The sequence below is a fragment of the Bacillus sp. J33 genome (assembly GCF_000518885.1).
Classification (GTDB): domain Bacteria; phylum Bacillota; class Bacilli; order Bacillales; family Cytobacillaceae; genus Cytobacillus.
Genome location: NZ_JAEL01000058.1, coordinates 1 through 23,732 on the forward strand (window position 1 = coordinate 1; position 23,732 = coordinate 23,732).

Consider the following 23,732-nt stretch of genomic DNA (forward strand, 5'->3'; position numbering starts at 1 on the left):
TCTGCCGGAGATTCTTCCTTTGCTTCTCCCTGCTCTTTCGCTTTCTGCTTTGCTAGCGCTGCGGCCTTTGCTTTCGCTGCTGCGGCTGCTTTTTGTTTTGCCAGATCCATATCTTCTGCTGGAGGCTCTTCTTTTGCTTCTCCCTGCTGTTTTGCTTTCATTTTGGCAAGCGCTGCAGCCTTTGCTTTTGCCGCCGCCTCTTTTTTCAGCTGTTCAAGATCCTTTTCTCCGCTCATAGGTTAGATCACCTTCTTCCCAGTCTTAGCCTCATAACGGATTTTTTCTTTCAGTTTATTAATTCCATAAATCAACGCTGCCGGATTCGGCGGACATCCAGGTATGTATACATCTACAGGGACGATCTGGTCGACCCCTTTGACAACTGCATAGGACTTCACATATGGCCCGCCTGCAGTTGCACATGAACCCATCGCAATGACCCATTTCGGTTCAGGCATCTGATCATATAGGCGCCTAACAATCGGAGCCATTTTTTTCGTTACGGTTCCGGAAACAATCATGACATCGGATTGACGAGGTGAAGTACGGAAGAATGACCCAAACCGGTCCAAATCATAATGCGAAGATCCGACACCCATCATTTCGATGGCACAGCAAGCAAGCCCGAAGGTCATTGGCCACAATGAATTGCTCCGCGCCCACGCTTTAATCTGTTCCAAAGTTGCCATAAACACATTCCGCTGTAATTCTTCCATTTCTTCTGGAGTAATATTATCCAACTTTAAATCCATTTCAGCACCTTCTTTTTCCATGCATAAACAAGTCCAATAACAAGCATAAACACAAATATCAGCATCTCAATCAAAGCAAAAATGCCAAGCTTCTCGTACGCCACTGCCCACGGATATAAGAACACTGTCTCTACATCGAAAATGACAAACATAAGGGCAAAAATATAATAGCGGACATTGAACTGCACCCTAGAATCATGGAATGGCTCAATCCCGCTCTCATATGTGGTATACTTCGTATCATGTGGCTTAAAGGGACGCAAAAGCTTCCCCAAAAACAGAGCCACCACGGGCAATAAAACTCCCAGGCACAAAAACACAAATACGATCAAATAGTTATTTTGATATAAATTCCAAAGCTCCATGCCCATCCCCTCCAATGCTGAAAATTTTCACAACATTTAAACATGTAACCGTAACCATTATAGCACCACAACCCCCAAGTGTCGACACAACCTCAGACTATTATTGGAAATTCTCTCACCTGCCGAACAAAGATTTTGCAGCGTTTGAGAGCGAGCTCTCAAAAAGCGGAAAAAGCTTTGTTCGGCAGGGATTCAGCTTGCTGAATCCAGAGACGCGCCAGCGGCTCGCGGAGAGAGAATTTCCAAAGCAGGAACCTGATTGTCGACACGCGCCCCCTCCCCTGAGCGTTTGCGTGATCTCCCTGAAAAAACACCCTCGAAACACATCAGGAGATGACGCAAAAGCGAACCCTCCCCATTCGGGGAAACAAAAACCTACCAAGTTGCACGTGATCTGGAGCGAAGCGGAAGATGACGTGCCTAACCCATACAGCTTGCCAGCATCCATCAATACAATATATGAGCTTGCACTACCACAATATCCATGAAATCTTCACAAAGAGCCTTTCCACCTACCATTTAAAAACAAAAAATACCCTCTGTCAGTGAGAAATGTAACACCTCCCCCTACTTTTTAAACTCTTCATAAAAAAAGACCGAAGGTCTCAAAGAGTAGATACATAAAAAAAGCCCTTAAGCCAAAATATCCCATAAAACTATCAGGGTCATATTATAGTAGAAATAATCCAGCCCATTTCAGACATACAAAAAGGAAAGCAGCTTTCTTGCCGCTCTCCCTCTTTGCTTTAAACACCGAAGGTGTCATCCTAATTCCTAAACTAAAACTCCCTACTCTAAAACCTCCCCATCCTGATAATTCCGCATAAAACTCTCCACCGCTTCTTCCAGCTGTCCATTCGCATCAGGCACCTGTACAAGAACTTCATTTCTCTGTTCGACTGCTTCGACCTTCACATGATTAAAACGGTTAACCTCCAGCTGTACCTGCAAGTCCTCCGCTATTTCATTAGCCTTGAACTGGTCATTCAATAAAAACCGAAAATTCTTCACTCATTTTCATCCCTTCATAACCTTTAATATTGCTGCTAACCTCTTTATATTTCCTCAATTCTTCAATAAATATAAATCTCAATCCCGAAGGGATGTCTAGTTTGCATGTACTTCGTTTTATGTTACACATTCAGGGGTATTTCTAGTACATGACGGAATTTAGCTAACGTTTTTTAATCGAAAACATATCAATCATTTCTCCATTCGAGCCGTTTATGTTCACTTTTAAAATATATGAATAACTTTACCGATTTTTCGCCTCACTTTTGACTTTTATGACACAACTTCCAAAATATATGCATCACTTTTTAACTTATATGCATCACTTTTTATCATATATGCGTAACTTCCCGTCCTGACAAGGTTTTAAGAACCGCCATTAAAATCCTCTTTAACCCAAACATTCTAATAATTTCCTGTTAACGATTATTCAATAAAATATTATCCAACTAAACCATTAAATGGTTGTAATCTGGATATACATGTAAATACCCTAATCTTATCTGACTAACTTATCTGAATTTTCAATTAAATAGACATTTTCTCGTTATCTTCTTGAAATATGCGTAATTTAATTATAACCTCCCTGTTCTTTTCCTCAGAATCTTCTATGTTAGCATAGAAAACAATAAAACAAGCTATTAGGAGGTTATTCGATTGAAAAAGTACTTGTATTACTTGCTTGCGGCAATAACCATCTGGAGTGCTGCAGGTGCAAGCGCTCACGCAGAAGAAGTAGTTGTTAAAAAGGGAGATACTCTTTGGTCACTAGCACAAAAACATGAGGTAGCAGTTGAAGATATAAAAACCTGGAACGGCTTATCATCAAACCTAATCAAACCAAATGATAAACTTGAAGTTTCACCCGAAACATTTTACATAGTAGAATCTGGTGATACTCTCTGGAATATCGCCCAAACAAATGGTGTGACTGTTCATAATCTTAAAGAATGGAACAACCTGAAATCAGATCTAATTAAACCAGGCTTAGAGCTTATTATTTATAGAAATGGAGCTGGGCAGGCAAAAGCAGCAGCATCTTCAAAAACAGTAGTAAAAGCCGCCAGCACGAAAGAACCAGCCCAAACAAAAGCCAAAACCCTAACTGTCACAGCAACAGCTTATACGGCCAGCTGCGAAGGATGTATCGGCATCACAAAAACAGGTGTTAATCTAAAAGATAATTCTGACGCGAAAGTCATTGCGGTTGATCCAGATGTAATTCCTCTTGGGTCAAAAGTACATGTGGAAGGCTATGGTTATGCAACTGCCGAAGACATTGGCGGAGGAATTAAAGGCAATGAAATCGATGTGTTTATTCCAACAGAGGAAGCAGCTATGCAATGGGGCAGAAAAGATGTTAAGGTTACTATTCTAAACTAAATGGTATATAAACAAAGAGGCCTACATCAGTAAGGGCCTCTTTGTTGTTCTATTATTTTTTTAAGATTACCGCGCAGATGCTGCCAAGGCCTTATCTGAGACTGTCCCAAATGCTTTTAAAAGATTATGCATGCATTGTATCCTGACACTTTCATCAGTACATAAAAGTACATTAAATAATTCAGCTTCAAGCATTTTGAACACCTTCTTAGCTGCATCTCCCCTCGTTGAATTGTTCATAGCAGCATCAGTAAGATAATAAATTAATTCTCTTTCATAGTATTCCACAGTACCAAACAAAACAGTTGACAAGGAGATCACCTCCAGGTTTCCTTTTACCATGTCTTTTTTAGCACATGTTGATAATATATGACTCTATCCCAGTTAATTCAACAGGATCTGACATTTTTAACAGAATAGTTAAGTTAGTTAAATAGCATGTTCGATTTTAATATAAATGAAATACGCTTGTTTCCTTTGAAATTGTTTTTCGTGATACAGTAATGACAAGAGCTAAAATTAGGAGAATACTTATGACTAACAACAACTGCCCAGTTATTCAAAAATATGAAGAGCTTGTTAAGAAAAGCAATGAATTAAAGAGAGAACTTGACTCGACTCCCTTTGAAGATAAGAAGAAGTTTATGAGCCTGCTTAAAAAACTAATGACCACACATCAAAACCTCGATCAGCTTTCTCTATATGATCACATAAAATAATTTGGTTATCACCCGCATATAAAGGGACAGGCGTATGCCTGTCCCTTCTCAATACCTTTAAAAACTTGAAATTCCTGCATTTTCTCTCAAATCCCGCCCATTAACCACCCAACCACCAACATATCAACCAACGGTTATTAACCGCCCGAACAACCATCAAAACATAAAGAAAGGCTGCCCTGCTCTGCTGGGCAGCCTTTCTTTTATACTATTAAAAACGTTTTCTGCGGTTGCGTAAAAATGCCGGAATACCAAGGGATTCTTCCGAAAGGTCCGGCTGCTGCTGTTCATATTCCCGAGCAGGCTCCTTGCGCTCCCTTACTTGACGCTGGGGTGGTTCTTCTGAATACTGATATTGTTGGTATGTATGCACCATTTCTTTCTCCATAGGAGGCTTGGAGCTTGGTTTAGGCTGAGACTCTTCTTGACCATTAAAGCCAGTAGCTATAACCGTTACGATAATTTCTTCCTTTAAGGAATCATTTATGACAGAACCAAAAATCATGTTCACTTCTTCATCTGATGCAGATGCCACGATATCAGCGGCCTCCTGGACTTCATACAGGCTTATATTTGCTCCCCCAGTAATATTCATGATGACACCGCGTGCGCCATTAATTGACGTCTCCAGGAGCGGGCTGGATATTGCTTTCCTGGCTGCTTCGGCAGCACGATCTTCACCTGTAGCTATCCCAATTCCCATTAAGGCTGTTCCTTTATGGGACATCACTGTTTTAACGTCAGCAAAGTCAAGATTAATTAAACCAGGTACGGCAATTAAATCAGAGATGCCCTGTACACCCTGCCGAAGAACATTATCCGCTTCCATGAATGCTTCTAGCATAGGTGTTTTCTTATCGATAATTTCCAGTAACCGATCATTAGGTATAATAATTAAAGTATCAACTGCTTTTTTCATCGCTTCGATACCAGCATCAGCGTTTGCAGCACGCTTGCGTCCTTCAAATTTAAAAGGCCGGGTTACAACACCAATAGTTAATGCACCAACCTCCCTGGCAATGCGTGCGATTGCTGGGGCAGCCCCAGTACCTGTGCCGCCGCCCATTCCGGCAGTCACGAACACCATGTCAGCACCCTTCAGTACTTCACGAAGCTGACTTTCGCTCTCCTCTGCTGCCTTTCTGCCCACTTCAGGATTTGCCCCTGCTCCCAGGCCCCTTGTCAAGGTTGCTCCGATTTGCATTGTTACTTCTGCCTTTGATTGATTCAGAGCTTGTCCATCTGTATTAACAGCAATAAACTCTACTCCCTCTACTCCATGTTCAATCATTCGGTTAACAGCATTGTTACCCCCGCCGCCGACTCCGATGACTTTTATCGTAGCGTATTGGTCTATATTTGTATCAAACTCCAGCATTGCGGCTCCTCCTTTTCCTGAATTAAATTACTTCAATCTTTTAGCTCTGTTACTTTTACCTGTTGAATTCCGCTCAGGTGCTCAACGAACCGCAGGCAATCCGGGAGCAGAAATCAACAAATTTTTAGAATCAACGATGACCTTTAACACAGCCAATCTTTAAAAAAGAGAGTAACCTAAATAGGTCTACTCTCTTCTATTGTAAATGCGTATATTAAAGAATTCGAATGTTTTGTCTAATTTTTGAGCAGATTTTTATAAAAAATACGGTGGTAAATTGTGCCAATCGCGAAAAAACACCTCCCAGCCGAAACCAGGAGGTGTTGATGAAATCTTTTAGAACTTTCTTTCGGAAACTTCGATACGATTGATCGCACGGCGCAGAGCGAGCTCTGCACGCCGGAAGTCGATGTCTTCACGCTTTTGCTCATTTAAGCGCTTTTCTGCACGCTCTTTCGCACGTACAGCACGTTCTACATCGATTTCATCTGCTTGCTCAGCAGATTGCGCCAAGATCGTTACCTGCTCCGGACGAACTTCTAAAAGCCCGCCGCTAACTGCAACGAAATCTGTATTTCCGCCGTTTTTTAAACGAACGGCTCCAATTTGTAACGGTGCAACCATTGGAATGTGTCCAGGTAAAATTCCAAGCTCACCGCTTTGAGCTTTCGTACTTACCATTTCCACATCTGATTCATACACCGGGCCATCGGGAGTAACAACACTGACTTTAATCGTCTTCATTTTTTACCCTCCTGGTCCAGAATTAGACCTCTACGCCCATTTTCTTTGCACTCTCGATCACTTCTTCGATTCGGCCGACAAGTCGGAATGCATCTTCTGGCAGGTGGTCGTACTTACCTTCAAGAATTTCTTTAAAGCCTTTAACTGTTTCTTTAACCGGTACGTATGAACCTGGCTGGCCAGTAAACTGCTCAGCAACGTGGAAGTTTTGTGATAAGAAGAACTGGATACGGCGCGCACGTGCAACGACTAGCTTATCTTCATCAGAAAGCTCGTCCATACCAAGGATTGCGATGATATCCTGAAGTTCCCTGTAACGCTGTAATGTTTGCTGTACTTGGCGTGCAACTGAATAGTGCTCTTCACCAACAATTTCCGGTGACAATGCACGGGAAGTGGAAGCTAACGGATCCACCGCTGGATAGATACCCATTTCAGAAAGCTTACGCTCAAGGTTAGTTGTCGCATCCAAGTGAGCGAAAGTTGTAGCCGGAGCCGGGTCCGTATAGTCATCGGCTGGTACATAGATCGCCTGGATGGAAGTAACAGAACCTACGTTAGTAGATGTGATACGCTCCTGTAATTTACCCATTTCTGTAGCAAGTGTCGGCTGGTAACCAACGGCAGAAGGCATACGGCCTAATAGCGCGGAAACCTCAGAACCTGCTTGTGTGAAACGGAAGATGTTATCCATGAAGAAAAGAACGTCCTGTCCTTGGTCATCACGGAAGAATTCTGCCATTGTCAAACCAGTCAGGGCAACACGCATACGTGCTCCTGGCGGCTCGTTCATCTGACCGAATACCATGGCTGTTTTCTTGATAACGCCTGAATCAGTCATTTCATGATAAAGGTCATTACCTTCACGAGTACGCTCACCTACACCGGCGAATACGGAAATACCTCCGTGCTCCTGAGCGATGTTATTGATAAGCTCCTGGATTAATACGGTTTTACCTACACCGGCACCGCCGAATAGACCGATCTTACCACCTTTGATATATGGAGCAAGAAGGTCTACTACCTTAATTCCAGTTTCAAGAATTTCTACTTCAGTAGAAAGCTGCTCAAAATTAGGAGCCTCTCTGTGGATGGAATCACGACGTGCATCTGCAGGAATTGCAGGATCTAAGTCGATTGATTCACCAAGCACGTTGAATACGCGGCCAAGTGTTACATCACCTACTGGTACAGAGATCGGTGCACCAGTGTCAACAACTTCACTTCCGCGCTGTAAGCCGTCAGTAGAAGACATTGCAATGGTACGAACTGTATCATCACCTAAATGAAGGGCAACTTCAAGGGTTAAGTTGATGTCAACTTCAGATTCATTACGCGCTGAGTTTGAGATTGTCAATGCATTATAGATCTCAGGAAGCTGACCGCTTTCGAACTTTACGTCAACAACCGGACCCATAACTTGAAGAACGCGTCCTTTGTTCATCTTTTTCCCTCCTCTTTCATTTCAATAGAGGTAACGCCGGAGGAATCCGGCTAAATATCTCTATTTCACTACATACAATCATCCCTTGGCGCTTGCTGGCCTGGACTAAATATTACTCTAACGCGGCTGCTCCGCCGACGATTTCGGTAATTTCTTGCGTGATCGCTGCCTGACGGGCACGGTTGTAGCTCAAGCTTAGTGAATTGATAAGCTCTGAAGCATTGTCCGTTGCGTTCTGCATCGCCGTCATCCTTGCAGCATGCTCACTTGCCTTACTGTCTAAAAGCGCTCCGTAGATTAAGCTTTCAGCATATTGAGGCAGCAATACTTTTAAAATTTCTTCAGCCGATGGCTCGAACTCATATGATGTAAGCTTTTTAGAGCTGGAGATATCCGTAAGCGGGAGTACCTTCTTCTCTGTTACATCCTGTTGAATCGCGCTGACATAATGGCTGTAGTACATATATAATTCATCAAATGTTTCATCAGCGAACATGCCAACAGTCTTGCTGGCAATATCCTTGATTTCAGCGAATGCAGGCTGGTCTGCAACGGCAACGATATCCAGAATAACGTTCATATTGCGCTTTCTGAAAAAGTCACGCCCAACACGTCCGATAGCAATAATTGCATACTCATCCGGTGATTTATGGCGTTTTTGAATCGTCTGGTATACACTGCGCAGCACGTTACTGTTGTAAGCTCCGGCAAGTCCGCGGTCAGACGTGATCACGAGGTATCCAGTCTTCTTGACAGGGCGGCTAGTCAGCATTGGATGTGATACATCCTTGCTTCCCGAAGCGACAGATGCAGTAACTTCCTGGATTTTTTCCATATAAGGGACAAATGACTTAGCATTCATTTCAGCCTTATTCATTTTTGCAGCCGATACCATCTGCATCGCTTTTGTAATTTGACTCGTTTTCTTCGTAGAAGTAATACGATTTTTTATATCGCGTAATGATGCCACAGGTTCTCACCACCCTTATACAAGTTTGTCAGAACCGAACTAAGATGCCATGGTGGGATTAATTATCCCACCTAAAAGGCAATCTTCATTATTCGGATACTGCGAATGTTTTCTTAAAGTCGTTAATCGCAGATGCCATATCGTCATCAGAAGGAAGTTCTTTTGTTTTCACGATATGGTCTAACAAATCTTTGCGGTTATGGTCTAACCATGAAAGGAATTCAGATTCGAAACGACGAATATCCTGTACAGGAATGTCATCTAAGAAGCCGCGAGTAAGAGCGTAAAGGATTGCAACCTGCTTCTCAACTTTTAACGGCTTGTTAAGATCCTGCTTTAGAACCTCTACTGTACGGGCACCACGGTTAAGTTTAGCCTGTGTTGCTTTATCAAGGTCAGAACCGAACTGGGCAAATGATTCTAGTTCACGGTAAGAAGCAAGGTCAAGACGCAGAGTACCTGCAACCTTTTTCATAGCTTTGATCTGTGCAGATCCACCTACACGTGATACAGAAAGACCTGCGTTGATCGCCGGACGTACACCGGAGAAGAATAGGTCAGACTGCAAGAAGATTTGTCCGTCAGTGATTGAGATAACATTTGTTGGAATGTAAGCAGAAACGTCGCCTGCTTGTGTTTCAATAAATGGAAGCGCAGTGATTGAACCTGCACCTTTCGCATCGCTCAACTTTGCAGCACGCTCAAGTAAACGGCTGTGCAAGTAGAATACGTCCCCTGGATATGCTTCACGGCCTGGAGGACGGCGCAATAGCAATGAAAGTTCACGGTAAGCTGCCGCTTGCTTTGTTAAGTCATCATACACAACAAGAACGTGCTTGCCGTTGTACATGAACTCTTCAGCCATTGATACACCAGCATAAGGAGCCAGGTATAATAATGGAGCCGGCTGAGATGCTGATGCTGTTACAACGATTGTGTAATCTAATGCACCTTGCTTACGCAAAGTTTCTACTGCATTACGAACTGTAGATTCTTTCTGCCCGATTGCAACATAGATACATACCATATTCTGATCCTTCTGATTAAGGATTGTATCAATTGCAACGGATGTTTTACCTGTTTGACGGTCCCCGATAATTAACTCACGCTGACCGCGTCCGATTGGAACAAGAGCGTCGATCGCTTTGATACCTGTTTGAAGCGGCTCGTGTACGGATTTACGATCCATTACACCTGGTGCCGGGCTTTCAATTGGACGAGTCTTTGTTGTGTTAATTGGTCCCATGCCATCTACTGGCTGTCCTAGAGGATTTACTACACGCCCGATTAGCTCTTCACCAACCGGTACCTCCATGATGCGGCCCGTGCGGCGTACTTCGTCGCCTTCGCGGATTTCTGTAAATGGTCCTAAAATGATAATACCGACGTTATTTTCTTCAAGGTTTTGTGCCATACCCATAACGCCGTTTGAAAATTCAACAAGTTCTCCAGCCATGACATTGTCGAGGCCATGAGCACGAGCGATACCGTCACCAACAGAGATAACCGTACCTACATCACTCACTTGAATTTCCGACTGATAGTTTTCGATTTGCTTTTTTATCAGCGCACTGATTTCTTCAGCATTGATGCTCATGAGTTTCACCCCTATCTACGAATCTTAGCCTAACAATTGACGTTCAAGACGCTCTAGCTTCCCTCGCAAGCTGCCGTCGAAAATCCGGTTTCCGATCCGAAGCTTGATGCCGCCGAGCAAGTTAGTATCAACTATATTGTCAATACGAAGTGACTTTTTCCCAACCTTAGCCGCAAATGACTCGGATAAAGCATCCTTTTCCGCTTCAGTTAAAGGGCGAACCGTATAAACTTTTGCATCCGCAATTCCTTTTTTGTCATTTGCAAGACTTATAAAATGATCCGCCACATCGGAAATATGGTCTTCGCGATGGCGCTCAATTAATATCATTAACGTATTTAGTACATATGTGTTCACAGATGCAAATGCACCTTTTAAAATCTCTTTTTTCTTCTCAATTGGAAGCTTTGGAGATTTTAAAACTGCTTTTAAATCTGAGTTATGGTTTACTACTTCTTTCACTGCACGAAGCTCTTCTTCCATTTGGTCAAGAAGCTGGTGTTCATTCGCAAGCTGGAAAAGAGCCAACGCGTAGCGCTTTGCTACCGTGGAGTTGCTCATCGCTTTTCTCCCGCCTCTTGAATGTATTCATTGATCAGCTTTTCTTGATCAGCTGCACTTAATTCCTTCTCAATTACTTTAGAAGCAATTAGGACAGACAATGAAGCGACCTGCTCGCGAATAGCGGCAACCGCTTGTTCTTTCTGCTGCTCAATTTCAAGCTTAGCAGATTCCTTAATGCGATCTGCCTCCGTGCGGGCAGCCGCAATGATCTCTTCACGCTGCACATCGCCTTGTTTCTTCGCATTTTCGATAAGGCCTTGTGCTTCTGTACGAGCTTCTTTTAAAAGAGTTCTTTGCTCTTCCAAAAGTTTCTTTGCTTCTGCACGGCTTTGCTCAGCCGCTTCTATTTCGCCTGCAATGTGCTCTTCACGCTGCTGCATAATGCCCATTAATGGACCCCACGCGAATTTTTTCAGCAATGCCAACAAAATGATGAACATGACCAGCTGGTACAAAATGTCCCCGCCGTTAAAACCGCCGCCTGCAGCACCTAAAACTAGACTGTTTGTTAACACCCTCGATTCACTCCCTTCAAGAGTCGTTCACTATAAGAAAAGCGCAAGCGCCTTCGAAACAAACAAAAACCGCTTGTTCCTGCGAAGCATGTTCAAGGAAGCTTTCCTTGATGCTCACCCCCGACAAGCACCCTCGAGGGGGTAGGCGCTGTAGCTAGACAATTCTCTAATTTGAATCATTATTATAGAAATTGTTTTTATTTAACATAAAGGAATGGCGAAGGTTCATGGAATGATCTTCGCCATTTTGAACGATTTGTACAGTATGAATTAACCGCCGATAACCATGAACGCGATAACTACGCCAATGATCGGAACAGCCTCTACTAACGCAACCCCGATGAACATTGTAGTTTGAAGCATACCGCGAGCTTCTGGCTGGCGAGCCATACCTTCTACTGTTTTAGAAACGATAAGACCGTTACCGATACCGGCACCTAGTGCTGCTAAACCGATTGCAATTGCTGCTGCTAAAAGACCCATTATTGAGTTCCTCCTTAAATTGTATAAAAATTTATTTGTTTAAAAGGTTTTGTCCATAAATGAACAGGTATATATTAATGGTCATGACTCACTTTGTGTGCCATATAAACCATTGTTAACATACAGAAAATGAATGCCTGGATAGATCCGACAAAGATTGAGAATCCTTGCCATACGATTGTCGGCAGGATCGCTGCAAACATACCGCCTGTTGATGATGCAAGTCCTCCGACAAGCAATGTCAGCAGGATTTCACCTGCGTAGATATTACCGTATAGACGAAGACCAAGTGTCAGAGTATTTGCAAACTCTTCAATGATTTTCAATGGGAACAAGAAAGGCATTGGCCTGAAGAATTCCCGGCCGTATTCTCCAACTCCCTTAAGCTTCACGCCATAGTAATGCGATAGCCCCACAACCATAGCCGCTAAAGTTAAGGTGATAACAGGATCGGCTGTTGGCGATTTCCACCATAAAGTGTGATCATAAGTGACCGCAAACGGAAGACCGAGCATGTTTGATACAAAAATATACATGATCAGGGTTAATCCAAGGATATGGAACCTTCCGCCTGTTTTCCAGTCCATCGTACTGTTAATGATATTCTTAACAAAGTCCATGACCCATTCGAAGAAGTTTTGCATTCCCGTTGGTTTCATGGCAAGTCGACGGGTGGAAAGCAAAGCAATAATGAAAACAATAGCACTTGCCACTGTAATCATAAGAACGTTAGATAAGTTAAAATTCAATCCTAAAAAATCCACTATAGGAGCTTCATGATGCAATAGTGTTCACCTCTCTTCCCGCTATTTACGTAAATGAAAAGATTGAAGAAAATAATCTATCATAATGACAATATAGGATGTCATTAATCCAAATACAACACTGAAAAGATGCAGGTTTTCAGGATATTCCAGAGCAATCATGACAGCAAGCACTGCCGTAGCCATTCTGGATACCGTCCCAAGTGAACGCACCTTCTCGCCTCTCTCGACTGCCTCACCAAACTGCAGCGTCTTTCTTGAAATCAGCCACAGATTGAACAGACTAAGGCTTGTACCAAGGATCAAACCCAGGAATATAGATTGATAAGGTGTAAAACCCCAGCCGAGAACGTATACAGACAACAACAAGAATATGTATTTTCGCTGTCTTTGATAAATTGCTTTGATTTCCGGCATGATGTTTATTCTCCTGTGAAGAAATGTTGGATTAAGCGAAGCATGGCGTAAATCCCGGCGCCCAGTCCAATGAACAAGCCGATTAATAGGAATATCGGCTCCGTTTCTGCCTTGCTGTCAAGCCATCTTCCTGCGAAAATGCCAATGAGAGTGGAACCTGCTAATTGAGAAAGAATGGCGGACATTAAGGCCATCGCCTTAAATGGTTTGCGGTCTTTTTGACGCATAAAAACGCATCCTCTCTTAAGAGAATGGTAAGTGGGTTTTGAGGCCATAATTAATCACATTAACATCATGCAGAAGTGGGAAATATGTCTGCACAAATATTTTGAAAACCCTATCATCTTTTACCCTTTGTAAGCATACAATAGGGCATTGTCAATGTCAATGCGTTTGGAGTGAAAAAGTTCACAAACAAAAAGGTAAAAATATGGTATGTTCACAGATTTATCACAATTAATTTTTTCCATTCTATTGAAAAAGGAGCGAGTTTCTGCATCGCCCCTAAAAACCCTTTGTTAACGCCATTTTCATTCATTTTCTGATCTCTTTTTATTTCCCGAAAGTTCCGGTTCTCCAAGCTCCCCATCAGGCTTTACAAAGAGATATGTCTCTATCCAGTCCTCTTTGCCTGCTTTTTTAGCAAATACTTTTGCCAAATACAGCCCCGGTCCCGGAAGCTTGTCCGCAGGAATCTCCTGCTGAATCTGCCCCTTGCCTACATTCCTTTTCCAGTCCAAAAATCCCATGAAACGGAGGCTTTCCGAATTAAACATGGCAATTCCAAATTCCTCTGCGCCGCCTGGCAAATAAACTTCATATCGATACGTATTCTCTTTATCTCCCTTGCCAAGGCCAAATCCCATTACTCTCGGGTAATTGGGTTCCTCGAGCACATAGAGGAACGGGATCCTTATTTTTTCTGTTCCTGCTGAAAGCAGCACGTTCCCATCATGGATCTTCTTCTTTAAAAGAGTTGGATCTGCCGACATCTTAATTTCAACTTTCTTCTTTTCTCCCGGCTTTAATTGAAAAGACATTGGCATTTCCCAATTGATGCCCTGCTCCTTATGCGGAACAGAAAAAGTATAGGACTTCTTCTTTTCGCCAACGTTTTCAACTGTTACATAACTGCTGTGATCATGCAGTCTATCGGCTATCTGGAATTTCCCAAATTGCAGAGAAGCCGGATGGACAATCGTTTCAGTTTTCAGGGCTTTTTCGAGTTGAATCCTGCCCGCTCCCTGCTCATACGTTCTATATAGGTTTCCCTCATTATTAATAAGTGGCTTTGCCGTATTCATTAGTGCTGCCTTAATTTTATCCGGCCCCCAATCAGGATGGGCCTGTTTAATGATGGCACATGCTCCCGCGACATGCGGAGCTGCCATGCTTGTCCCCTGCAGCGCAAGATATCCGCCAGGTATTGTACTATTAATGGCCACTCCTGGCGCTACTACATCCGGCTTAATTTCCCATGTAGAAGTTACAGGTCCGCGCGAACTAAAGTCCGCCAAGATATCCTTTTCTTCTATTATATAAGTACGGGCAAAGAGACTGCCTTTTTTAGCAAGGCTCCTTAGCTCTTCCCCTTCTTCCTTGGATAGAGCTGCAACCGGAATCGGTACCCCGCTGTCCAAGTTGCCAAAGAACCTTCCTTTTGTGTTATTAAAAATAATAACTCCTGCCGCACCAGCTTCCAAGGCATTGACCGCTTTATCGGTAAATGTCAGTACTCCTCTTTCTACTAACACAATTTTGCCCTCAGCATCCTTTAATTCTTCCTTACGCCCCATCCCGCCATCCACAATTTCATAGGACCTGTCAAACGCCCAATCCTTTGATCCCTGAAGGAGGTCGAGCCGGATTTTCTGTCCGCCAATGTTGAGGAATGGCACCTTCATGGTTGGGGTTGATGCGCCTACCGAAATGGCCTTCGATGCTGTACCCGGAGATCCGACAGTCCATATATTCGGTCCGGAGTTGCCGGAAGAGGTGACTGCTGTAATCCCCTTTTCTACTGCCTTATTAAGGGCAAGACTAATGGGAAGGTCAGGTCCGTTTACGTTGTTCCCTAAGGAAAGATTCAATACGTCTACCTTATCCTTTATCGCCTGGTCAATGGCTGCAATTACCTGTTCTGTTGTCCCGCTGCCGCCTGGCCCAAGAGCACGATACGCAATAATGGTCGCTTCTGGCGCTACTCCCTGAACCCTTCCGTTTGCAGCGATAATGCCAGCCACATGGGTGCCGTGCAGTGTGCCCTGGCCCCATGAGGCTTTTGTTTCCATCGGATCTTTATCATTATCAACTAAATCCCGGCCACCGCCGTAGCTTCTTCTCAGGTCAGGATGATTATAATCTATGCCAGTATCTATCACGCCTACCTTAATGCCCTTCCCTGTAAGGCGCTGATTTTTTTTGTCATAATAGCCTCTTGCATCAATTCCGCCAATCAGTTTGATATTATCACCGGAATGAACATAATAGGTGTTAATTGGGGAAACAGCGGAAACTCCTTCTTTTTTCAGCAGACTGTTCAGAGCGGATTGCTTCCCTTTAACTGAAAAACCGTTCAGCGCATGTTTGTAAATATACCTGATTTCCAGGTCTGGGTTTTTCTCAGCCAGCCTTTTTATTTTCTCTTTCCCCTCTTCCTCGCTCAAGACAACAATAGCTACCTTTTCAATATCAGGCGACTCTTGCGGAATGGGCGGGTGTGAAAGTGTGCGTCCTGAGACAGGCGTTTGGCCAAATACAGTTATCAAAATCGCAAAAATCGCCAATAATTTTTTCATAAAAAAACCCCACCCTCTTTTTGTTTTTAGGGTGGGCTGAATATAGAATGAGTATGCGTGTTTGTTTGCTTATTAAAAATTGCCGTTTTCTCATTCATTAAAAAACAACAAATTTGTTTTGAATATGCCAGGAATTCTTTATGTCAACTAGCAGTTGCGGGCATTGCAACTACAGCTATCTTTACTTTTCGCATCGAATTTAACAATATTGAATTAGAGATTACAGAAAGGTGATAGATGAAATGATATTTGGCGAGAAATTAAGAAATGAGAGAAAGAATAAAGGCTGGTCACAAGAAGAGCTGGCAGAAAAGCTTTTTGTAAGCCGGCAGTCAGTTTCAAAATGGGAAAATGGCCAGAATTACCCTAGCATTGAAATCATCATCAAAGTTAGTGATCTCTTTGGTTTAACAATTGATGAATTGTTAAGGAGTGATGAGGAGTTGAAAGAAAAGGTAATCCAGGATAGTAAGCAACTAGCATATCCGAAATTAAAATTTTTATTTGATGTTTTGTTTTTATTAGGTATTGTTCTCTTGATAATCAAAATAGGCATTCTAATTATTAATAAATGGACTCCTTTTGATTTTACATTGTTTGGCGGATCTTTTTTATGGAATTTTGGATCTTTAATTTTAATGATCGGAGCAGGGATTGGTTCCAGTATTGTTAAGGATAAATTTAAAGAAGACTGACAGATGCAAGAAGCAATAAAGAGGAAAACTCGCCAAATTGCGGCGAGTTTTTTTGATTTTTATTATTCATCACGTCTTTTCCTATGTTTTAAAATAACTGGTTCGGCTCAAGCTTCCCTTTTTGAATAAGCCGATCTCGCTTTTTATCTCTCCACATATCCGTTATCGTTGCGGAAATTAATAATAATGTGAGGATAACGCCTTTGCCTTCTGCCAGCTTAAATACCATGGCAATAAGCCCCTCTGATATTAAGGTTCCTATTAATGATCCAAGCAACAAGACGATCCAGAGGATTAAAACCGCCTCTAAAACAGCCAATGCTCTCATTATTCAACCTCCCGTTAGAAAAGTGAAGGCGCCCTTGACCATCGATGAAGAGCTATACCAATTCGATGTTGACCTTATAATACTCGGAAACACGCATGTACTATGCGCCTCACCTTACTTGCATATCCCGTGCACCGTCGCAGACGAGGTTAGGAAAGCATGCCGAGTCGACAGGGCGCCGCAGCTAAACAAATTAGTATATAAATCACTATGCCAATACCCCGTTAGCTTTAGACAAAAACGTATATTTAAAAAAACAAACTTTTCTTTACTTTCCAAATAGTTTTTGCCAGATGCTTTTGGTCTTTTCAGCTTCCACGGCAATTGCTACTTCTTCCACTGATTTCTGCGTTGCCATGAGCTTTTCATAGAGGGAAGTGACTTTTTCACTTTCTTTTTCATGGCCCTGTTCCTGGGCTCTTCTTAACTCTTCTATCGTCTGTTTAAGCTCTTGAACTTCGTGAATCAGCTGTTTGTTTTGCTCTCTGATTTTATTTTGTGAAAGGCGTGATTGTTCATTTTGCTGTACTAAAAAACTGACAAGCTTTTTCATATCGGTAAGCTCATGATTAACATTCATTAGCGATGTGCTTGTGCTCTCTTCCTCATTATCCACTGTGATAATGACTGGGATTCCGGCTTCCTCGAGTTTTGCTGTAACCTCTTCCTTCTTTAATCCGTCTGAGTATAATTTTCTGATGAACTTTAGTTTTTCTACTTCTGAAGCCTGTACTTTATAGCGATTATGTTCTTTCTTGAAATTTATGTATTCTGCATGCTCCTGCAAATAACGTTTCAAACTATTTTCAGGTATGTCCGGAAGCGCTTCCTTGAGCTCCTTCATTGTCAAATACTGATTTGCCAACGTCCTCAGCACCTTTCTTGGTTTCTTGCGGATCACCCAGCAACCGAAGGGCAATACCCATGTTCAACCACCTAACCGCCAACAAAACCACCACGCTTAATTTTGCTGCCGATTTCCACCTATGTGATCACCTGCAATTACCATCATTCACCCATGACACAATAGACCTTAAATCTTTAAACTCCCAAATAACACTGCTATGTCAACATTTCCACTAAAACCAACATCAACCATCCAACCACCAACATACTGACCACTAAAAAATATCTTTGTTTAATTCAAGTCCTTTTCTTATATACTCTATCATAACTTTTCCAGCTCTGCCGGAAAAGAGTCTTTTAACTTAAAAACGATTAAATTGTTTAAACGATTCCTTTTAGAGCTTCGACCAACTAACCACCAACATATCAACCATTATATTTTCCCTTGTGGTTTCCTCCCCTCCCCTTTTGAATTATTTAGAAAACAGCAAGAAATACTCCATATTTTAATTAATTCGTAATACAAAAAGGCTCTTTTCTCATAAATTGCTGTTTTTACTTATTAATTTTGCCTGTTGATTAACAATAGCTAGCCCTGAAAAAGCAACAACCTTTACGAAAACAGAGTACAAAAAAATACACTCATTAAAAAGCTCTGAGTGTAGAAACTTTTTAATGAGTGTAAATTTTTTAAAGACTTTTGTTTATATTTTTACTTTGTACCAAACAAGCGGTCTCCTGCATCACCAAGTCCAGGTACAATATAGCCTTTTTCGTTCAATTTTTCGTCTAATGCTGCAATATAGATGTCAACGTCAGGATGCGCTTCCTTTACTGCTTCTACCCCTTCTGGAGCTGCAATCAAGCACATGAATTTAATGTTTTTGCCGCCGCGCTTTTTAAGGGAGTGAATGGCTTCCACTGCTGAACCGCCAGTAGCAAGCATTGGGTCCACTACGATGAAGTCCCTTTCTTCCACGTCGCTTGGAAGCTTTACATAGTATTCAACCGGCTGCAATGTTTCAGGGTCACGGTACAAGCCGATATGTCCTACTTTCGCAGCTGGGATCAGCTTCAGGATGCCGTCAACCATTCCAATTCCGGCACGCAGGATTGGGATAATTCCTATTTTTTTTCCTGCTAAAACATTGGATTTCATTGTACTAACAGGTGTTTCTATTTCAATTTCCTCCAAAGGCATATCACGAGTAATTTCAAATGCCATCAGAGTTGCCACTTCATCTACAAGCTCGCGGAATTCTTTTGTTCCCGTACTTTTTTCACGAATGTATGTAAGCTTATGCTGAATTAATGGATGGTCAAAAACGTAAACCTTTGCCATGGGTATCTCTCCTTTTTAATATGCAGAATTAGTCGAACCACACTTCGTCTAATTTTACAGAAAAACAATTCCATCGGCAACTATGATTCGCTTTTGTAAAGGAAAAGTCATTTTTATTGGCTGTATTCAAATAAGATAATTGTTTTAGTATATAAATGATACCCGTTGATTTCCGCTGAAGGCACTTGCTTTCCGCGGGGAGGAATGAGACTCCTCGGCTTCGCCTGTGGGGTCTCTTACTCCCTCTCCTCTGAGCAGGAGTCAAGTGCACTCCGCTCCAATCTACTCAGTAGTATACACTTAATTTGAAATTAAAAAGCCTTTTAATCAGTTTCCTATTATCCTTTGTCTGCATGGAAAAGCCGGCCCTTATTTGAGACCGGCTGATGGATTAATATTCAGGATATAAAGTGAAGCTGCCTGTTAAGGCTTCCACACGCTGGGCTGCTTCTTGAAGCTTCCCTTCATCTTCATGATTTTTTAATGTATAAGCAATGATGGATGCGATTTCTTCCATCTCCTTCTCACCGAAGCCGCGGGATGTAACGGCCGCAGTACCGATGCGGATGCCGCTTGTTACGAATGGGCTTTCTGGATCGAAAGGAATTGTATTTTTGTTGACCGTAATGCCGACCTCATCAAGCACCTTTTCCGCAACCTTGCCTGTTAAGCCAAGGGAACGAAGGTCAACTAATAACAAGTGGTTGTCTGTGCCGCCGGAAACAAGGTCAATTCCTTCAGCCTGCAATGCTTCAGCCAGCTTCTTGGCATTGGAAATGATATTTCCTGCATATGTTTTGAAATCTTCCTGAAGCGCTTCGCCAAAAGCAACAGCTTTTGCAGCAATGACATGCATTAATGGACCGCCCTGGATACCAGGGAAAATGGACTTATCAATTTTCTTTGCATACTCTTCTTTACAAAGAATCATGCCGCCGCGCGGTCCGCGCAATGTTTTATGGGTAGTGGTTGTAACAAAGTCCGCAAACGGAACCGGATTCTGATGAAGCCCCGCAGCCACTAGGCCTGCAATGTGAGCCATATCAACCATCAGCATGGCGCCAACTTCATCCGCAATTTCACGGAATCGCTTGAAATCAATTTCGCGCGGATAAGCACTTGCACCCGCTACAATTAATTTCGGCTTATACTGGCGGGCTTTTTCAAGCACATCATCATAGTTGATGCGATGTGTTTCCTGATCCACACCATACTCAACGAAATTATACTGTACACCGCTGAAGTTAACAGGGCTCCCGTGTGTCAAATGCCCGCCATGTGAAAGATTCATGCCAAGCACGGTGTCACCTTGCTCTAATACAGTGAAATAAACTGCCATGTTCGCCTGAGCACCTGAATGAGGCTGCACGTTCACATGCTCAGCTCCGAAAATTTGCTTCGCACGGTCACGGGCCAAATCTTCCACTACATCCACATGCTCACATCCGCCATAATAGCGGCGGCCTGGATAGCCCTCAGCATATTTATTCGTTAAAACGGAACCTTGTGCTTCCATAACCGCTTCACTGACAAAGTTTTCTGAAGCGATTAATTCAATCTTTGATCTCTGGCGGTCCAACTCTTCTTGGATTGACTTGAAAACTTGCTCGTCCTGCTGTGCTAAATGCTTCATAAGAATCCTCCCTTTTCCTCAACACACTTTTTTAATAGGTAAGAAGTTTAGCCTTCTGGATTTGGACTGTTGTCCAGCTCCAGCGCAAATCCAAAACCGCTTACGCTTTACTATGTATCGTTCTTTTGTGAAAATTCTTTTTCATTTTAGCATGTTTTCTAAAAAAGTGACAGATACCTACAGCAGTTCGCTAAATTCGCAGCGGCATCTGTCACAATTTGTTATTTCCAGTTCCAGTAATCCAATTCACCGAGATAAGGACCGCGGATTTGCTCTTCTTCTTTAAGCTTTAGAAGTTCCTTGACCGGGCCAGTTACGACAGCACCGTATACGCTAAAGCCATTTTCTTTTAAATATTTATGGCGTTCTTCAAGGTGATCGAGTCCCAGGAAATTTTCATAATAGCTTTGTGATTCATTTTTTAACAGGTTTTCCATCTGCTTGAGCATAAGCTCTTTATTTTCATCCATATATTCCTCTGTCAGTGCCAATTTTGACTCTGACATATAATCATCGCCTGTCTCTCTGGCACCTGTAAGTCCATATATTGACGTTAGTTCTATGGAGTCTCCGCTGCTTCCATAGCCGGTCTGGAATTCCTTCAATTCCCCAGTATATAATGGCATCCAAAGAACTTCCAGGTCGTACGGCTTTAATAGTTCAAGCAGGTCTTCCGGCTTCATAAATGATTTTGTAGAAAACGCCAGCTCTGCCACAGTCCCTTCATGGATTTTGGACAATGAGGACCAAGTATTTTGATTCCCATTGCCTGAAAGTTTTCTCCCGCTATTCGGGTTTTCAGGCAGGGAAAAACGATAGATGCTTTCTTTATTCGGCTCAAACCTCTGAATATTTAAGGTTGAGTAGGTATTGAACAGCCTTTTCTCAAGCTGTACTTCACCAACGGCCTGATATTCCCGTCCTACTTTCCGTGTTATCGGGTATGAGATCTTCTGTGTCAAAAATGGAGTTACTTCTTTTTTTGTAAAACCGCCAAAATCATCATGCAGGTTTGGCTGTTTCCAATCAAGTGCGAGCTTGCTGTAGAATGCATGCTTTTTCTCGCTATGAGCAGCATCAGATAAGATATTTACAGCCATCATATAGACCCAGAAAAGCAGCAGGCAGGCAGCCAGAACTCTTAAGACTCTCAATGTTAACGTAAAGCGGTACTTGGACATGATTTTCTTTTCGCGGTCTTTGTTCCAATCAGTCATGTTTCTCCCTCCATTGCTCATCGGCCAGCTGAGCCAGCTTCTTCCGTGCACGATGCAGTTTCACCTTCACCTGATTTTCTGATAAATCCAGCGCCTCTTCTATTTCGTTATAACTAAATGACTCATATTCTCTTAAATATAATATGGATCGGTATTGCTCCGGCAAGCAGCCCAGCAGATCCTCAACATTTTCCTTCGTCTCTTTCTGTAACGCAGCATCCTCCGGCAATCCGTAAGGACTCGTCATTTCATCCCTGGAAAATAGATAGTCGGCAAATGGAATCTTTTTTCTTCTCTGCCGCTTGCGCCATTCATCCAAATAGGCGTTCCTGGCCACTTTAAAGAGCCAGGCCCTCACATCCTCCTGCTGATAAAAGGAGAGAGAAACTGTTGCCCTGACAAACGTCTCCTGCGTTAAATCCTCAGCCGTTTCCTTGGAACCGGACATCTTATATAAATAGTAATAAAGCGGCCTGGCATAATGCCGGTATAAATCATCCAGCCTTTCCCGCCGGTTCTCCTTCAACAGTCTCCCTCCCCTTTTCTTTCCGAACTTGCATATATAAAACGTAAATACCTGATAAATGTTACACCCTTTTTACAAAAAAGCACCAGATGCCTGTTCCAATTTGGCCAACTGGTATAGGTGCCTGTAAACACCAATAAAAAAAGCCCTTCATATGAAGGACCATTTAACATGATTCATTTTCCGGCTTTCGTTCGTAGATGGCTCTCTCGCCACCAATTAGTTTTGGCCTTGTTTTGGCCATTGTGACGTGGGCGTTGCCGACCGATTTTTGTGAAGTCCGGATCGGAACAGCTACATGCTTGAGGTGCATGCCGATTAGCGTGTCTCCGATATCAATTCCGGCATCCGCCTTGATAAATTCCACCATAACAGGGTTACGGAAGTGCTCAAATGCATAGGCTGCCATCGCACCGCCGGCCGTGCGGCGGGGGATGACGGTTACTTCATCCAGATTCCTCGCTTCAGCTGTTTCCATCTCGACTACCAGTGCGCGGTTCAAATGTTCACAGCATTGAAAAGCAAGGGCAACACCGGTATTTTTACGGAGCTTGTCCAGCCGTGCAAAAATCATTTCAGCCACCTGCTCGGTGCCGGCTGTACCAATCCGCTTGCCGGCCACTTCACTCGTGCTGCAGCCCACCACAAGAATCTGGCGTTCATTTAAAGGAACCTGTTTGCTAAATTCATTAATGATTGTATCCAGCTCGGTTTTCCACTGTTCAATCAAAAAGCTCACCCTTTCGGAAGCCTGATTTATCGTAACGCTTATTTCGTTTCGTATGCCGTAATTTTTCCTACACGATTTGCATGGCGGCCGCCTTCAAATTCTGTTGAAAGCCATACCTTAGCTATTTCACGGGCCAATCCGGGGCCGATCACTCGTTCACCCATTGCCAGAATATTGCTGTCATTATGCTCACGTGTTGCCTTGGCACTGAAAACATCATGCACAAGAGCACAGCGGATTCCCCTTACTTTATTGGCAGAAATGCTCATGCCGATGCCAGTTCCGCAAATGAGGATGCCTTTATCAAATTCGCCTTTGGCTACTTTTTCAGCTACCGGCAGTGCGTAGTCCGGATAATCCACAGACGTTTCACATTCACAGCCGAAGTCTTCATATTCAATACCCATTTCATCCATCAGGCTTTTGATCTCTTCACGGAGATTAAGTCCGCCATGGTCTGATGCAATTGCAATTTTCATCTGAAACCCTCCTGTTTGAAAAGCGCGCTTAA

Annotated in this window: 27 protein-coding genes and 1 pseudogene; 3 read left to right on the forward strand and 25 right to left on the reverse strand. The window is 42.8% G+C overall.

Annotation, left to right across the window (positions count from 1 at the left end; all coding sequences use genetic code 11):
- From L634_RS31310 to L634_RS0116410, 4 genes and pseudogenes are all read right to left on the reverse strand, one after another.
- A pseudogene (locus L634_RS31310) lies at positions 1-236 on the reverse strand (NADH-quinone oxidoreductase subunit C); the annotation flags it as partial.
- 3 nt (positions 237-239) lie between these two features.
- A complete protein-coding gene (locus tag L634_RS0116395; RefSeq protein ID WP_026583375.1) occupies positions 240-752 on the reverse strand; it encodes a NuoB/complex I 20 kDa subunit family protein in 513 nt (170 codons plus the stop codon).
- Complete coding sequence (locus L634_RS0116400; protein WP_026583376.1) at positions 743-1,117, reverse strand: NADH-quinone oxidoreductase subunit A; 375 nt, start codon at positions 1,115-1,117, stop codon at positions 743-745. The genes L634_RS0116395 and L634_RS0116400 overlap by 10 nt, the downstream gene beginning before the upstream one ends.
- A 789-nt stretch (positions 1,118-1,906) precedes the next feature.
- Entirely contained in the window at positions 1,907-2,128 is a 222-nt protein-coding gene (locus L634_RS0116410; protein WP_026583377.1) for a hypothetical protein, read from the reverse strand.
- Between the two features lie 657 nt (positions 2,129-2,785).
- Between L634_RS0116410 and L634_RS0116415 the strand changes: the two genes are divergently transcribed.
- Positions 2,786-3,511 (forward strand): LysM peptidoglycan-binding and 3D domain-containing protein, encoded by a 726-nt coding sequence (locus tag L634_RS0116415; RefSeq protein WP_026583378.1) that lies wholly within the window; start codon positions 2,786-2,788, stop codon positions 3,509-3,511.
- A gap of 66 nt (positions 3,512-3,577) precedes the next feature.
- On the opposite strand, the gene L634_RS0116420 is transcribed toward L634_RS0116415, so the two are convergent.
- Positions 3,578-3,823 carry a hypothetical protein gene (locus tag L634_RS0116420; protein WP_034262812.1) on the reverse strand — a complete coding sequence of 82 codons (246 nt, stop codon included), beginning with the start codon at positions 3,821-3,823 and terminating at the stop codon, positions 3,578-3,580.
- A 221-nt stretch (positions 3,824-4,044) separates the two neighbouring features.
- Here L634_RS0116420 and L634_RS0116425 point away from each other — a divergent pair, with 221 nt between their 5' ends.
- Complete coding sequence (locus L634_RS0116425; protein WP_026583380.1) at positions 4,045-4,230, forward strand: hypothetical protein; 186 nt, start codon at positions 4,045-4,047, stop codon at positions 4,228-4,230.
- 211 nt (positions 4,231-4,441) lie between these two features.
- Here the strand turns inward: L634_RS0116425 and ftsZ are convergent, their stop codons facing one another.
- From ftsZ to L634_RS0116490, 12 genes are all read right to left on the reverse strand, one after another.
- A complete protein-coding gene (gene ftsZ, locus L634_RS0116430) occupies positions 4,442-5,608 on the reverse strand; it encodes a cell division protein FtsZ (RefSeq protein WP_026583381.1) in 1,167 nt (388 codons plus the stop codon).
- A 336-nt stretch (positions 5,609-5,944) separates the two neighbouring features.
- Positions 5,945-6,352 carry a F0F1 ATP synthase subunit epsilon gene (locus L634_RS0116435; protein WP_026583382.1) on the reverse strand — a complete coding sequence of 136 codons (408 nt, stop codon included), beginning with the start codon at positions 6,350-6,352 and terminating at the stop codon, positions 5,945-5,947.
- A gap of 22 nt (positions 6,353-6,374) precedes the next feature.
- Positions 6,375-7,796 (reverse strand): F0F1 ATP synthase subunit beta, encoded by a 1,422-nt coding sequence (gene atpD / locus L634_RS0116440; protein ID WP_026583383.1) that lies wholly within the window; start codon positions 7,794-7,796, stop codon positions 6,375-6,377.
- Positions 7,797-7,908: 112 nt separating this feature from the next.
- On the reverse strand, positions 7,909-8,766 hold the full coding sequence (locus tag L634_RS0116445) for a F0F1 ATP synthase subunit gamma (RefSeq protein ID WP_026583384.1): 858 nt from the start codon (positions 8,764-8,766) through the stop codon (positions 7,909-7,911).
- Between the two features lie 88 nt (positions 8,767-8,854).
- The gene (gene atpA / locus L634_RS0116450) at positions 8,855-10,363 is read right to left on the reverse strand and encodes a F0F1 ATP synthase subunit alpha (protein ID WP_026583385.1); all 1,509 of its coding nucleotides are present in this window, start codon (positions 10,361-10,363) and stop codon (positions 8,855-8,857) included.
- A 24-nt stretch (positions 10,364-10,387) separates the two neighbouring features.
- On the reverse strand, positions 10,388-10,924 hold the full coding sequence (locus tag L634_RS0116455; RefSeq protein WP_026583386.1) for a F0F1 ATP synthase subunit delta: 537 nt from the start codon (positions 10,922-10,924) through the stop codon (positions 10,388-10,390).
- Positions 10,921-11,442, reverse strand: a complete 522-nt coding sequence (locus L634_RS0116460; protein WP_026583387.1) for a F0F1 ATP synthase subunit B — start codon at positions 11,440-11,442, stop codon at positions 10,921-10,923. The genes L634_RS0116455 and L634_RS0116460 overlap by 4 nt, the downstream gene beginning before the upstream one ends.
- Positions 11,443-11,712: 270 nt before the next feature.
- A complete protein-coding gene (gene atpE, locus L634_RS0116465) occupies positions 11,713-11,925 on the reverse strand; it encodes a F0F1 ATP synthase subunit C (protein WP_009332220.1) in 213 nt (70 codons plus the stop codon).
- Between the two features lie 74 nt (positions 11,926-11,999).
- Positions 12,000-12,710 (reverse strand): F0F1 ATP synthase subunit A, encoded by a 711-nt coding sequence (gene atpB / locus L634_RS0116470; protein WP_026583388.1) that lies wholly within the window; start codon positions 12,708-12,710, stop codon positions 12,000-12,002.
- A gap of 21 nt (positions 12,711-12,731) precedes the next feature.
- Positions 12,732-13,106 carry an ATP synthase subunit I gene (locus L634_RS0116475; protein ID WP_026583389.1) on the reverse strand — a complete coding sequence of 125 codons (375 nt, stop codon included), beginning with the start codon at positions 13,104-13,106 and terminating at the stop codon, positions 12,732-12,734.
- 5 nt (positions 13,107-13,111) lie between these two features.
- Complete coding sequence (locus L634_RS0116480; protein ID WP_026583390.1) at positions 13,112-13,333, reverse strand: AtpZ/AtpI family protein; 222 nt, start codon at positions 13,331-13,333, stop codon at positions 13,112-13,114.
- Between the two features lie 303 nt (positions 13,334-13,636).
- The gene (locus L634_RS0116490) at positions 13,637-15,904 is read right to left on the reverse strand and encodes a S8 family serine peptidase (RefSeq protein ID WP_026583391.1); all 2,268 of its coding nucleotides are present in this window, start codon (positions 15,902-15,904) and stop codon (positions 13,637-13,639) included.
- A 242-nt stretch (positions 15,905-16,146) separates the two neighbouring features.
- Between L634_RS0116490 and L634_RS0116495 the strand changes: the two genes are divergently transcribed.
- A complete protein-coding gene (locus L634_RS0116495) occupies positions 16,147-16,599 on the forward strand; it encodes a helix-turn-helix domain-containing protein (protein ID WP_026583392.1) in 453 nt (150 codons plus the stop codon).
- Between the two features lie 88 nt (positions 16,600-16,687).
- On the opposite strand, the gene L634_RS0116500 is transcribed toward L634_RS0116495, so the two are convergent.
- The 8 genes from L634_RS0116500 to rpiB form a co-directional block, all read right to left on the reverse strand.
- Positions 16,688-16,927 (reverse strand): hypothetical protein, encoded by a 240-nt coding sequence (locus tag L634_RS0116500; protein WP_026583393.1) that lies wholly within the window; start codon positions 16,925-16,927, stop codon positions 16,688-16,690.
- A gap of 268 nt (positions 16,928-17,195) precedes the next feature.
- The gene (locus L634_RS0116505) at positions 17,196-17,792 is read right to left on the reverse strand and encodes a hypothetical protein (protein ID WP_026583394.1); all 597 of its coding nucleotides are present in this window, start codon (positions 17,790-17,792) and stop codon (positions 17,196-17,198) included.
- Positions 17,793-18,485: 693 nt separating this feature from the next.
- Positions 18,486-19,115, reverse strand: coding sequence for a uracil phosphoribosyltransferase (gene upp / locus L634_RS0116510; RefSeq protein ID WP_026583395.1), 630 nt, complete (start codon positions 19,113-19,115; stop codon positions 18,486-18,488).
- A 391-nt stretch (positions 19,116-19,506) separates the two neighbouring features.
- Positions 19,507-20,748, reverse strand: coding sequence for a serine hydroxymethyltransferase (gene glyA / locus L634_RS0116515; protein WP_026583396.1), 1,242 nt, complete (start codon positions 20,746-20,748; stop codon positions 19,507-19,509).
- Positions 20,749-20,969: 221 nt separating this feature from the next.
- Complete coding sequence (locus L634_RS0116520; protein WP_026583397.1) at positions 20,970-21,965, reverse strand: anti-sigma factor; 996 nt, start codon at positions 21,963-21,965, stop codon at positions 20,970-20,972.
- The gene (locus L634_RS0116525) at positions 21,958-22,491 is read right to left on the reverse strand and encodes a sigma-70 family RNA polymerase sigma factor (RefSeq protein WP_026583398.1); all 534 of its coding nucleotides are present in this window, start codon (positions 22,489-22,491) and stop codon (positions 21,958-21,960) included. The genes L634_RS0116520 and L634_RS0116525 overlap by 8 nt, the downstream gene beginning before the upstream one ends.
- A gap of 166 nt (positions 22,492-22,657) precedes the next feature.
- Complete coding sequence (locus L634_RS0116535) at positions 22,658-23,221, reverse strand: TIGR01440 family protein (protein WP_026583399.1); 564 nt, start codon at positions 23,219-23,221, stop codon at positions 22,658-22,660.
- 38 nt (positions 23,222-23,259) lie between these two features.
- The gene (gene rpiB, locus L634_RS0116540; protein WP_026583400.1) at positions 23,260-23,700 is read right to left on the reverse strand and encodes a ribose 5-phosphate isomerase B; all 441 of its coding nucleotides are present in this window, start codon (positions 23,698-23,700) and stop codon (positions 23,260-23,262) included.
- Between the last annotated feature and the right edge of the window lie 32 nt (positions 23,701-23,732).